At 36.2% G+C, this 12,399-nt stretch carries 9 protein-coding genes; 1 reads left to right on the top strand and 8 read right to left on the bottom strand.

All coding sequences use genetic code 11. The features are described 5' to 3' along the window. Position 1: 1 nt before the first annotated feature. From LUA91_RS07000 to LUA91_RS06985, 4 genes are all read right to left on the bottom strand, one after another. Positions 2-1,102, bottom strand: coding sequence for a glycosyltransferase (locus LUA91_RS07000; RefSeq protein WP_231425314.1), 1,101 nt, complete (start codon positions 1,100-1,102; stop codon positions 2-4). Positions 1,103-1,583: 481 nt separating this feature from the next. Further along, a complete protein-coding gene (locus LUA91_RS06995; RefSeq protein WP_231425313.1) occupies positions 1,584-4,283 on the bottom strand; it encodes an outer membrane beta-barrel family protein in 2,700 nt (899 codons plus the stop codon). 150 nt (positions 4,284-4,433) lie between these two features. Further along, complete coding sequence (locus tag LUA91_RS06990; RefSeq protein WP_231425312.1) at positions 4,434-5,471, bottom strand: FecR family protein; 1,038 nt, start codon at positions 5,469-5,471, stop codon at positions 4,434-4,436. Positions 5,472-5,521: 50 nt separating this feature from the next. Then, a complete protein-coding gene (locus LUA91_RS06985; RefSeq protein ID WP_231425311.1) occupies positions 5,522-6,130 on the bottom strand; it encodes an RNA polymerase sigma-70 factor in 609 nt (202 codons plus the stop codon). Positions 6,131-6,564: 434 nt separating this feature from the next. Between LUA91_RS06985 and LUA91_RS06980 the strand changes: the two genes are divergently transcribed. After that, positions 6,565-9,153: a phosphatidylglycerol lysyltransferase domain-containing protein gene (locus LUA91_RS06980; protein WP_231425310.1), complete on the top strand. Its 2,589-nt coding sequence runs from the start codon at positions 6,565-6,567 to the stop codon at positions 9,151-9,153. 1 nt (position 9,154) lies between these two features. Here the strand turns inward: LUA91_RS06980 and LUA91_RS06975 are convergent, their stop codons facing one another. The 4 genes from LUA91_RS06975 to LUA91_RS06960 all read right to left on the bottom strand — a co-directional run bounded on the left by LUA91_RS06975 (position 9,155) and on the right by LUA91_RS06960 (position 12,228). Further along, positions 9,155-9,832, bottom strand: a complete 678-nt coding sequence (locus LUA91_RS06975) for a virulence factor (protein ID WP_231425309.1) — start codon at positions 9,830-9,832, stop codon at positions 9,155-9,157. Positions 9,833-9,834: 2 nt separating this feature from the next. Further along, positions 9,835-10,554, bottom strand: a complete 720-nt coding sequence (locus tag LUA91_RS06970) for an AcvB/VirJ family lysyl-phosphatidylglycerol hydrolase (protein ID WP_231425308.1) — start codon at positions 10,552-10,554, stop codon at positions 9,835-9,837. Between the two features lie 2 nt (positions 10,555-10,556). Beyond that, complete coding sequence (locus LUA91_RS06965) at positions 10,557-11,129, bottom strand: outer membrane beta-barrel protein (RefSeq protein ID WP_231425307.1); 573 nt, start codon at positions 11,127-11,129, stop codon at positions 10,557-10,559. An 85-nt stretch (positions 11,130-11,214) separates the two neighbouring features. Beyond that, positions 11,215-12,228, bottom strand: a complete 1,014-nt coding sequence (locus LUA91_RS06960; RefSeq protein WP_255717758.1) for a LacI family DNA-binding transcriptional regulator — start codon at positions 12,226-12,228, stop codon at positions 11,215-11,217. Positions 12,229-12,399 lie beyond the last annotated feature (171 nt).

The raw sequence follows: 12,399 nt of genomic DNA, 5'->3' as shown, positions 1-12,399 counted from the left end.
GCTACCCTGTAATTTCTGTCGTTTCGATAGCACTTTTTGTGAGTAGCCTGTCAGCAGATTTCACCTGCTCATCCATATCATAAAACAGTACTTTGCGGTATAATTTTAAATAGTTTTCAGTCATTTGCTGAATACTCATGGAAGAGGCAAATTCTCTGCAATTGTCGGAATTGACTGAACGACTTTTTTCAACCAGCGCAACCAGATCTTGCCATTGGAGAGAAGAGGTAGTTAATACACTTTCATCTGACCAATCTGGTGGAACTGCTGTATTGTAGCCGATTACGGGTACGCCGCTAGCCAACATTTCCAGGGCAGCCAGTCCGAAGGGTTCTTGCCAGGTTGCCGTTACAAGATATCCTGTGGCATGTCGACTCAACCTACTTAGTTCGCGTTGGGTGAGGTGACCAACGTATTCAATTTCACTGTTGAGATGTGGTTTAACATCACTGTCGAAATAAGACTGATCAGCGATTCTGCCAGCAATCTTCAACCGCACCTGCATGTGCTTGGCCAGATTAATGGCATCAACAACATTCTTTTTTTGATTGATCCGTGCAGACCATAGCAAATATTCGCGATCACCTGATTTTTTTATGGGCCAAAGATCCATGTCAATACCATTGTTTATCAGAGGGATATCCATACCAAGTGCCTGATCCCATTGTTCTTTTACTCTTTCTGATATTGCAACAAAAGTTATATTTTTCCCTCTGGAAAGTTTTTTATATACAGCCACTCTTTGTTTATCGGCTGGTGAATGCAGTGTAAGGAATATGGGCTTTTTAAAATTCAATCCTGTTTTCAAGAGATGAGGATAAAACATATGATAATGGATAACATCATATTTTTCAACATCCAGTTTTTTAAATTGGCGCCTTTCTTTAATCCGTTTAAAAAAATCAGGATTATCTGTGATGGAAGAAGTAAATGGATTTAGAAGATTGAATTTCTTACTGGCTTCTGCCTCCGCTGCAATAACATCTACCTCATGACCAGCTTCAATAAGCTGGAGGGCAAATGATACAATAAAGGCTTCTATGCCGCTATTGAAAGGCTCCTTAAGTGATATCCCTGGACCAGAAACAAGTAATATTTTCATAAATGTACTGTGCCAGTCTTCTTGGCTGAAATTTTTGTTTTCATAAAAAAAAATGGATGCCTAACGGCTAAAGGTATTCGTGTGTTCTAAACATTAACGTTATAATTGAAACAATTAAAGTCGTTAATCTTCGAATTCCAGAGAATTCTGAAACTCAATCAAAAGCTTCCCGATTTTAATATTGTAATATAGCTTGGTTTACCATCTTGTATAGGTTTGTTAATGGGCAAACTATTCAAAGTTATACTGTAAGTCATCATAGGGTGATTTTAATAGATCAAACGTTCTATTTAAACTTTATAAAATCTTAAAAGTTTTAGGAAGTTTATTGGCATCAGGTTAAATGGGAAATTCTTGATTTGGGATAGTGTTTCACTAATTGCCCTTGAGCGCATTATTCCTATAAAAGTATTATTGAAAAAAATAGAGATAGGATGTACTTGTTAAAATATCAAGCACTTTTGATTTGTGTTGGCAAATTTTATTTGATCCGTCCGCTTTCATTTTCTAATGCAGAGGTTCTGGTTCTTGGGCCTTTGGAGTTTCCGGTAGAAAACTTGTAACTGAAGCTTAGTTTCAGTTGCCTTGTTTCAAAATAGCTGTAGTTTCGAATCGTAAAATTTCCTACACTTTGAAAGGAATTTCCCTTGCTTCCTTTAAAAATATCACTATAAACAATTCTTAAAGTTCCGTTCTTTTGCCAGAAAGCTCGCTGTAATCCTAAGTCTATCTGACTATTGGGTTTAAAAAACTGATTCGCCCCAACAAGGCGTTTAGAATTATAAAATCCCATCACTTCCCCGATAAAACCTTTTGGCAATTGGAATGTCTGCTGAAGACTTAGTCTTGCAGCCGTTTGTTTAAGATCAAGTGTTCTTCCGTTTCCAAAATCAATATTATTATAAAGCCTGAAAAACGTTCCGTTGAAGGTGATATCCCACCAATTAGCAGGCTTTAATGATTGTGTTAATGTTAATGCAAGATGTTGTTGATTGCCCAAATTTCTTGGGATCATCACAATTTTTGATGGCCCGATGGTATCGGTTACCTCCACGCTGAAATCATTGGTGTAGGTATAACTCAAACCCGCTATAGTGCTTTTATGTACATATTGTATTAATCCGCGTTGGCTGATCTGAGGTTTTAAGAATGGATTTCCCTGCCAAAAAGAGAGTTCATCTAACAAATAGATAAATGGATTTAGGTTTTGGTAAGCTGGTCGATCTATTCTTTTGGAATAACTAAAAGAGAAGCTATTTGATGAAGAAGCAGTTAAACTTGCCGAGAAGAAAGGGAAGAGGTTCGTGTAGTTTCTGTCGATGCGTTGCTGATTTCCCGCAATGGTAGATATCTCTTCCAGTTTACCTGTAGAGGCCGAATGTTCCACTCGCAATCCGCTCTGGAGCTGCCATTTTCCTATCTGTTTTCTATAATTAAAATATCCGCTGCTGATGTTTTCCATGAATGAAAATCTGTTTGATCGGGTGGGGTCCAGTATTTCAGCAGCTTGCTGAACTTCCAGAAACCTGGAGTCGTTTGCTGATGATACGGTTGAATATTTTATTCCTGTCTCCAGTTTTCCTTTCCAAAGGTTAGTGGTATAATCAAGTTTCAATGCTCCTAAAGTAATATCAATTCCATTTAAAGAGCGGTAGAGATTGTCACTTATTACCGTATTGTCAATCAGCGTGTACCTGTTTGATTGAAGGTTTCCTGCCTGTTTGGTAAAACTACCGTAGTCTGCATCAATATTCAGGATCCTGCCCAGCGTATCTTCATATTTATAATTTGCATTTAAATTATAACGCTGGGTTCCCTGGGCATAGTAATCGTTTACGGCAGTTAAAGTTTGCTCCACTACCTTTGTCGATTCAGGGCCAATATCAGTTCTGGTATCGGTTATTCCTCCTCCAAAGAGGAAATTGCCATTTAATAAAATGCCTACTGTACTTTTTTTATTGATTATAAAATCTGCACCCACCCTCGATCCGATTTTATTTCTTTTATCAATATCGTCTGTGAAACTGTTAAAAAATCTACCTTCCTGAATCCGGTCTCCTCCATAGAGATAGGAATAATAACCTAAAAAATGACTGTAGGAGCCATATAGATTAAACCTGTTTTTTCTGTAGTTGATGGAAAGGTCTTGATTGTTCCTTAAATATACACCGTAATTTAAACCTGTAGTCATGCTCACATTTAATCCATCTACTGTGGATTTTAAAGTCTTCACATTGATAATTCCTGCCGTACCTGCCGCATCATATTTGGCTCCGGGGCTGTTGATGATTTCAATTGATCTGATGTTAGAAGATGACATTGTTTTTAGTAGCTCGGCAACTTCTCCGTTAGATAGATAAGTCATCTTCCCATCAATTAAAATCGATGCGCCAGCTTTACCATTTAACGAGATGGAGTTATCACTGGCAACGCTCACGCCTGGAGCCCTAGCTAATAATTCAAGCGCATTTGTACCCTGAGCACTAATACTTTTGGAAACGTTGAAAATTATATTTCCATCATTCATTTCAATCACTCTTTGATTGCCCTTAATCTGTACTGATTGTAGATTTTTTGTTTCAGGTTCAAGTCTGATTTTTCCAAAATCGTGTAGGCCCATCAGATATTTACCCTCCGGAAATTTCAGAATCAGGTTTTCATATCCAAGGGAAGTCAGTTTTAAAGTGAAACCCTCATATTTTTTTAATGGATAAGCAAATTTGAAATTTCCATTTTCGTCAGCAATGGCACCACTTACCAGCATTCCATTTTCCATGAGAGAAACTGTTACAAATGGAACTCCCTGATCATCTGTACTTATTACTTTTCCAGAAATAAGCACCTGATTGGCTTTAGGTTTCTGCTCCTCCATCTCCTGGCTTCGAATCACAATCAGCGATTCGGAAAGTAATTGGGCAGACAATTTTTTTGGAACAAGGATGCTGTCTAACAAAGCCTTTACTGCAATATTATTGGCATTTACAGATATTAAAATCGTATCTGCCACTACATCGTTGCTGTAAACAATGGCGTAACCACTCTTAATTTGTATCTGCCTGAATAGTTCTACTAACGGTTTTTTTTCAAGTTTTACTGAAATTTTTACTTGTTGTGCATTTGCAGACCAGTTAAAAATAAAGAAAAAGAGAAATATTATAAGAAAATATTTTTTATCAGTCATAGCAAGGCTTTACATTCAGTTGCGCATTCGGTTAATCCTTATTGTCTAGGCAATGGATTGGTACTGTTTTTCGTTAAATAATGCTTTAAAAATCCCCAATTAAGTTTTTTTGAATGAGTCATGCTTTTACTAATTGGATGATCACATTGTTTATTCATGCTCCTTAATTACCACCAGCCTTTTATTAATTGTGTAAGTTAAGGGGTAAGAAAATTTAAGGGAAGTAAGTGCCTGTTCGATGGTTTCATTAATAAATATGCCGCTGAAGCGTTTTTCTTTGAGTGCTTCGCTTTGGATATCTATTTTCACATCGTATTTTTTCTCCAATTTAATGGCTAAATCCTTAAGCTTATCTTTTCTGAAAACCAATGTATCTGCAATCCATTTGGTTTCGTTTAAAAGTTCGGATGGATCTATTGATTTAATCTGGAGCTTATTATTTTCTGCTTTTTGGGTGGTAGTGTATACAATTTTCTCGTTGGGGTGCAGTAAAAATGTTTTGTTCTCATCTTGCCTTTCACTAACCTGAATCAAACCCCTAATCAGTGCCACTTCGATATTTTGGCTTTCCTTTTGTGTTTTAACATTGAAGGCCGTTCCTTTTACTTCAATATCGATAGCACCGGCATGTACAAAAAGTTGAATTTTACTGTTTTTTACTACATCAAAATAAGCTTCTCCTTCAATGGTAATTTCCCTTTTTTGCTTTCCAAATAACTTATTATAACTTAATGTTGAGTTTTTATTTAGCCAAACTTTGGTTCCATCATCAAGCATTTTAAAGGTTTTTGTTTCGTTAGTTGTTAATCTTTCAATTTCGGCCATTGATTGCTTGTAAAGAAGCTGATAAACGATTAAACTAACAAAGGAAAGAATAATAATAACCGCCGCAGCCTTAAGCCAAATTCCTGGAATGGAAAAATTCCAAGGGCTTGAATAATCGTATTTGCCGCTTATTTGACTGTTTTCATTGTCTTGAATAGCAGCCCAAATTTGGTTCAATTGCTGCTGTCTATCGGTTTGGTCGGATTTATTGTGCTTAATAAAATATTGCTCAAGATGATCTGCCAATTCCCTATAATGTGCATTATCGCTAATGGCCTTATTGAGTAAAACGCTGTCATACGCTTCAATTTCGCCCGAAAGCTTTTTTGAAAATAATTTAATGAATTTTTGTCTGTTCATCATTCCATGCATTTACATTAAAGACAGTTTTAATGTGAAAACTACTCACTGCATCATAAAAAAAAAGATAAGATCAATTGCGCAACGATGCTACGCCTCTTTTTATATTGGGGGTGATACCCTAAATATATACTAATCGTATCGGCCAAAGATTTTACAGCTTTGTAGAGCTGATTTTCAACTGTCCTGACTGAAATCCCCAGAATCTCTGCCACCGCCTTGCTCTTTAATCCGTCTTCCTTAATCATAATAAAAATGATCCTACGCTGTTCAGGAAGTTCTGCAATGGCTTTGTTAAGCAGTTTATACAATTCCTGATCGGTAATATTCGAAGTTTCTATCGACACCTCCTCAGCTGACCATAGATTAAAACCTAACTTTCTTCTCTTTTCAGACCTGATCAAATTAAGACTGGCATTTTTTATAGAAGTGAACAGATATACTTCTGGACTATTTACTTTTGATAAACTACCACGTTTCAGCCACAATTTTACAAAGAGTTCTGATGTTATTTCTTCAGCACTTTCCAGGTTACTTAAATAATGCCTTGCTACCGCCAAAAGCTTATGGTGATAAAGCATAAAAAGCTCATCAAAAGCAGATTTGTTTCCCTGCTCAATGTTTTTAAATAATGTTAAAATCTTCAGTTCTTTTTCTGACATCAACAGGCAATCTCTTTTAGTTCTGTGCTTTTATCATAAAGACACAATTGTTTCAAGATATACTTATTCCCAATAAAAATAAATTATTTCATGATATTCCGGCTTATAGTATAAAGCCAGTCATCATTCCAAATTGAATAAAGCAAATTATAAAAATTGGGAGGAATTGAAATTTATCTGTTTGCTAAGAGATTGCAAATGATTTGGGTATTATTTTCTATTATTCAAATGATAAAAATATACATTAAATAATCAACTTCACTTTTAAGTGAACGAAAGTAATTTTATAGAATCGTAGGTTTTCGAGTTATTTCGCTTTTGAGGTTGTTGTTTAATAAAATGTTTTTACTTTAGTAATTGAAGAACTAATTATTAATCATCCCCTTGATCAATGCTGAACAATTTTTTGTGTTTTGTTATGATCAATATTTATTATGCACAAAGCAAAATCATTTCTATCCAACCTCGTTTACAATAAGTTTTTTTGGCAGTTTTTTCTGGCAGTTTTCATGCTCGGAATGGCTGTATTTTTTATTCGGGCACAGCATGTAGAGGTTGTGCAAATTAACGAGCAACTTCGCACCTCGATACCTATTTACATTGTATTGGGTATTCTTTTAACTGGAGTTTATATTGTTGCCCAGGGCCAAATGTATGTGCACAGTTTCAAGGCTTTAAATGTCGACCTATCTTTAGGAAATGCCATTAAGCTTTTTTTAAAGCGTAATTTAATTAGTATATTTTTACCTGCAGGAGGCTTTTCTTCCCTCATTTTTTTTACAAGGGAAATTGAAGAAAAGGGTATTTCTAAATCCAAAATCCATCTTTCATCTACACTATTTGCTTTCTGCGGGATTCTATCCGTAGTTGTCGTTGCAATTCCTGTTTTGGGTATTGCCTTACTGTCCACAAAATTAGGTCAGGTTGAAATTTGGAGTTTCGTTTTTTTATTACTGCTTACCATTTTTCTTTTTGTTTCCATTTACTCCATCTCAAAAAAAGGTTGGGCCTATCGCTACATCGCTAAAATCAGACCATCGCTTTCAACGGTTTTTGATGACATGATCGAAGAACAAATTAGCAGAAAGCAGTTCTGGTTAACATTGCTAGTTTCCATTTCGATTGAATTTATCGGCATTGTTCATTTATATATTTGCATGCTGGCACTGGGTTTTCAAGCCAGCATTCCTGCTGCAATTGTAGGATATATTGTGATGGTTATTTTGCTGATTGCTTCGCCTTTTCTACGTGGTTTGGGTACCATTGAGGTTTCGCTTACCTTCATTCTCGGTCAGTTTGGCTTCCCGCTAATTGCAGCAGCAACCATTACGCTAATGTTCAGGTTTTTTGAATTCTGGCTGCCTTTAATCGGTGGTGTTATTTCTTTTATCCTTAAAAAAGATAGTATTGTTCTTCGTATCCTGCCGGCTTTCATTATCCTTATTTTGGGCGTGGTGAATATTATTTCTTCCATTACACCATCCATTCCAACAAGGTTAAGGTTGGTTAAGAATATTCTTCCCGAGGATTTGATCGTAACCAGTAATGCACTGGTCCTCATCTTCGGACTGATTCTCGTAATGGTGAGCATCTTTTTACTTCAGGGATCTAAAAGAGCCTGGTATGTTGCCATATCCCTTACCTTGTTTTCCATTATTGGCCATTTGCTAAAAGCTGCTGATTATGAAGAGGCTGCATTGGCGCTGATTGCCGGCTCATCATTATTTTACACCAGGGATAATTACAAACTCAAGCCTCATCCAAAGTTTGTCAAAATTAGCTACAGTGTATTTATCTATGCTATTGCCTCAGTATTTGCCTATGGCGTACTGGGTTTTTATTTCATGGAGAAAAGGCATTTTGGTGTAGAGTTTAAATTCATTGATTCGGTAACAGCCGTGTTGAAAGTAATCTTCTTTATTGATGATAAGGCATTACACCCGTTAACAAAATTCGGCATCCACTTCGAACAGTCGATTTATGCAGCGAGTGGGGTAGTTATCCTGTTCATCATTTTCAGTTTATTAAAGCCATATTTTTCCAAGCCTTATAACAGTCCTGAAGAATTTAAGGAGGCCGATATGCTGATGGCTGAAAATGGAAATTCGGCGCTCGATTATTTTAAAACCTATCCTGATAAGTTCATTTACTTTAACGAGAGCCGAACGGCGTTTATCAGTTTCAAAATTACCAGGCATTTTGCACTCGTATTGGAAGATCCCGTTGCAGATAATACGGCTGATAAAATCGCGATGATTGAAAAGTTTGAGGAGCGTTGTCGTGAAAATGGTTTCATTGCAGCTTATTACCGTGTGGATGAAGACTCCTTGGATATGTATAAAGGGATCGGTAAAAAGTATATTCCCATTGGCGAAGAGGCAATTCTTGATCTGAAAGCATTTACGATTGATGGCGGGAAGATGAAGACCACCAGAAGTGCAATTAACAGATTAAGTGGTGAAGGCTATGTATTTAAGGTTTATAAAGGCCAGCAAAAAGAGGGTTTATTACAGAAATTACAAACGGTTTCTGATAATTGGCTTCGCGATTTAAACCAGAAAGAAGTTGCATTTACACAAGGGGTTTTCGATAAGAGCATTTTAAAGAACCAGGTTATTTTGACCATTGAGGATCAGGAGGAAAAAGTATACGCGTTTTTAAATATCGTTCCGGATTATGCACCTGGGGAGGCAACTTATGATTTAATCAGAAAGGAAACCGATGCACCAAATGGCGTTTTGGATATGCTGCTGGCAAAAACGTTTTTATACCTGAAAGATGAAGGGTTTGAAAGTGTAAATATGGGACTAGCACCACTTTCGGGTATTGATGGGCCTGATTTTACTCAAAAAACCATTAAGTATGCTTATGATAACTTAAAGGCTTTTGCCCAATTTAAAGGGTTAAGAAAATACAAGGAAAAGTTTTATCCATCATGGAGAAAAAAGTATCTGATTTACAGTCATCATTACCATTTGCTGCAAGTGCCGAATGCTTTAAAACGCATATCAGAAGGCAGCTAGTTTATAAACCCGATTGAATGGTATTCACTACTTTTTGGATATCGTTGTTAAATTTATGCGAACCAGGAATCTGGATTTTGACGATGTTTTTTATTTCTGGAAAAGCCTTATAAATATTTTCATCTTCATCACGGCCGAAAATCATCATTAAACGGCTATTAATTTTGGCAAGCTCGGGAACGGTTTTGTATTTGGCCTCCTTGCTACCAAAGCCCATCATATCGGTGAGCTTCACCACAAAATCAGTGGATGTCGATGGCGATAATACAACTGTGGATTGATATTTTGTCTGTAAATCCTTAGTTAAACGTGGTATAAGAAATAAAGCGGCATCCGCACCAAATGAATAGCCTAAAATCGAAAATTCATCTTTATCCCAAGTTTTTAAATAATATGCAATGATGCTATTTAAATCCTGCGCCAATTTATCGGGCGTTTTCGAATCCCAAAAATATTTTTTACTATCTAAACTTACTATTGCATAGTTCTTTTCCACCAGGCCATCTACAACACTCTGTGAAAAGCTGTTCATTCCACCGTCACCGCTCAGGTAAAAAATAATGCGTTTGGCGCTGTTCTTTTGTTTTAGGGTAAGCGGATATTTGGACATATCTTGTGCATTGGCCTGAAAAGCATAAAAACCGATCAGGATGAGTACGTATAGGGAGATTTTTTGCATTGTTATTTTCTTGTTTTCAAGGCGGAAACTATTTTTTCATATTCTATTTCTTCATAATGATGATCGCCCTGAAGCTTGCTTAGTATGAAGTTTTTCTGAATGGTGGATTCCAGAGGCTTTTCATTTTCCTCAACACCGTAGAAACAATAGATCGGCACATTAATTTTTTTTACTTCCAGATCAACCTTATAAGGATTATTGTCGCTCGAAAGATTAGTGAGATCTCCAAATCGAACTTTAAAAGCGGTAGTAGAATAAGGCGATAGCATTTCCAGAGCCATTACATGCCTTTTTGCACGGTATGGCAATCGATTGTAGATAAAGGGAATAATGTCGGCGCCAAAAGAATATCCACATAAATAAATCTGGTTTGTTTGATACTTCAAGGCATATTTTCTGATGAGCTGACTGATGTCTTTTTCTGTTTCCTCTGGTGTTTTTTGCTTCCAGAAATAATCTCTTGAATTAATTCCAATGGTGTGGAAACCTTTTTTTGCAAACATTAAAGAAAGATCATCTTCAAACTTAATCCAGCCACCATCGCCAGAAAGAAAAATAAGCAGTTTTTTTGCAGCTGGATTTTTTGCTGGATAAAAGAAAACAGGCAAATTAAATTCCCGGCTTTCGACACCGAAATTTTCATGTACCCGTTCTCGTTTAAAGATTGCACAACCATTTAGCAGAAGTGCACCAATAATCAACAACCACCCAAAATTCTTCATCCTTAAAAAAATGTAAAACCAAGTGTAAACGAAAGTCCGTGTGGGTTAATATCCAAATCGTTCGTACTCATTTTATAACCTTTAAATCCGACAGCTAAAAAAGTATTTATGCCCTGGCTGATGCGGTATTTAGCGCCAAATCCAGTATAAACATAAAACCCCTGTTCAGAAATTTTAGCTTTGATATTAGGTGTGGGGTCTTCAGCACGATCGTATTGGTTAAATGAAATTCCAAGCGAGGTTTCGGCGTAAGGCCTTATTTTTCTGCTTGTTTTAAAGTTATATTTTAAGTTGCCATAAATAGGCAAGAACCTAACCTGATATAATACATATCCATTGTCGTGGTGTACGGGCGTACTGGAATACTCGATGCCGATGCCTGGTTCAAGTCCGTTGTTGAAAAGATAGTTTGCCTTTAACGAAGGTGCGTAAAAAAGATTACTGTGGGTAGAGCGCATCAGCTCAAATGCAGGGGATACCGAAAATTTACCAACTTCGCCATTTTTCTGTTGTGCGCTTATCGAAAAAGGTAAGGCAATTAATAGGAATTGAAAGAAATGTTTTTTAGAGATCATTTGATTTTAAAAAGATGTAGTAAACATAATAAAAAGCAAATTCACTTAACGAAACTTCCATTAATTTTAACATAAGTATGCTTATTTAATGCACCACTAACCTACAATCGACTAATATTTTTTGGTAGTCGCTAATTTCAATGTTTCTGTTTAAAAGCTGCAAAAGAAGTTTCATTGCATTTTCTCCAACTGATTCGGGGTTTTCTTCGATAGAGGCAACAGGAGGTGAATTAAAATAGCTTATAAACGAGGTATTACCGAAGCCAATGCATTCGAGGTTTTGAAAGTTCGGATGATTAATTGAACGCAAATATTTCATGGCATCAAATAAAATTGGTTCTTTAAAAGCCACCAGAGCTGTTGGTATTTTCTCTTCAGATGAAAATAGACTTTTAATGGCAGTAATGGTACTTTCTTTATCAAAATCGGTGTAAGCCACCAGTTCTGCAGAAAACGGAATACCATGATCTTTAAGTGAATGGATGTAACCATTAAATCGATCGTGGGTAAAACTGATCATTTTTGGGCCGCCCAGATAGGCAATATGTTGATGGCCCCTTTCAATCAGGAACTTGGTAGCTTGATAGGCACCCTGAAAAGTATTGCACAAAACTTTATGACAGTTCAGGTTAAAACTTGGGTTTCGGGTATAGTAAACTACTGGAGTACCCATTTTCTCAAATTCGTTAAAATGAGAAAAATCTTGGGTATGTTTAGAAATGGCTACAATTAAACCATCTACCCGGGTTTGTAAAAGCATATTTGCAGATTGGATTTCCTTCTCTAAACTATCATGCGATTGACTGATGATAACATTGTACCCGAGTGTAGAAGCAAATTGTTCGAGGCCATAAACACTTCTCGTAAAAAAATGGTCTAAAAGGTTCGGTAAAATTATACCTATAATTTTTGATTTTCCTTGTTTAAGATTAATGGCAGATTTGTTTGGCGTAAAGTGTAATTCCCTTGCCAAATCCTGAACACGCTTTTTAGTGAATTCGTTTATGGTAGGATAGTTATTCAATGCTTTAGACACTGTTGATATTGACATCTTTAATTTTTCTGCCAAATTTTTTAAGGTTACCGGAGTGTTTTGCATATCGCATGGAGATAGGGTAATGCATAGTTAAGCAAAATTATGCTATTATTTCAAACGTTTGAAATATAGTTTAAGCATGTTTTTTGTGTTTATTGGATATTAGTGTGGAGGAATTCTTTTTTGCTTCCATAAATTAGATCAATTAAAAAAAACTAACCAAATAAACATGAA

The sequence above is a fragment of the Pedobacter sp. Leaf250 genome (genome assembly GCF_920984735.1).
Lineage (GTDB): Bacteria > Bacteroidota > Bacteroidia > Sphingobacteriales > Sphingobacteriaceae > Pedobacter.
Note: the sequence above shows the minus strand (reverse complement) of the source record. Positions and strands in the feature narration are given on the sequence as shown.

What these genes read in the sequence shown, in the direction of transcription:
- LUA91_RS07000 (WP_231425314.1), bottom strand. Translation starts at nt 1,102, where the DNA reads ATGAAAATATTACTTGTTTCTGGTCCAGGGATATCACTTAAGGAGCCT.
- LUA91_RS06995 (WP_231425313.1), bottom strand. Translation starts at nt 4,283, where the DNA reads ATGACTGATAAAAAATATTTTCTTATAATATTTCTCTTTTTCTTTATT.
- LUA91_RS06990 (WP_231425312.1), bottom strand. Translation starts at nt 5,471, where the DNA reads ATGATGAACAGACAAAAATTCATTAAATTATTTTCAAAAAAGCTTTCG.
- LUA91_RS06985 (WP_231425311.1), bottom strand. Translation starts at nt 6,130, where the DNA reads ATGTCAGAAAAAGAACTGAAGATTTTAACATTATTTAAAAACATTGAG.
- LUA91_RS06980 (WP_231425310.1), top strand. Translation starts at nt 6,565, where the DNA reads ATGCACAAAGCAAAATCATTTCTATCCAACCTCGTTTACAATAAGTTT.
- LUA91_RS06975 (WP_231425309.1), bottom strand. Translation starts at nt 9,832, where the DNA reads ATGCAAAAAATCTCCCTATACGTACTCATCCTGATCGGTTTTTATGCT.
- LUA91_RS06970 (WP_231425308.1), bottom strand. Translation starts at nt 10,554, where the DNA reads ATGAAGAATTTTGGGTGGTTGTTGATTATTGGTGCACTTCTGCTAAAT.
- LUA91_RS06965 (WP_231425307.1), bottom strand. Translation starts at nt 11,129, where the DNA reads ATGATCTCTAAAAAACATTTCTTTCAATTCCTATTAATTGCCTTACCT.
- LUA91_RS06960 (WP_255717758.1), bottom strand. Translation starts at nt 12,228, where the DNA reads ATGCAAAACACTCCGGTAACCTTAAAAAATTTGGCAGAAAAATTAAAG.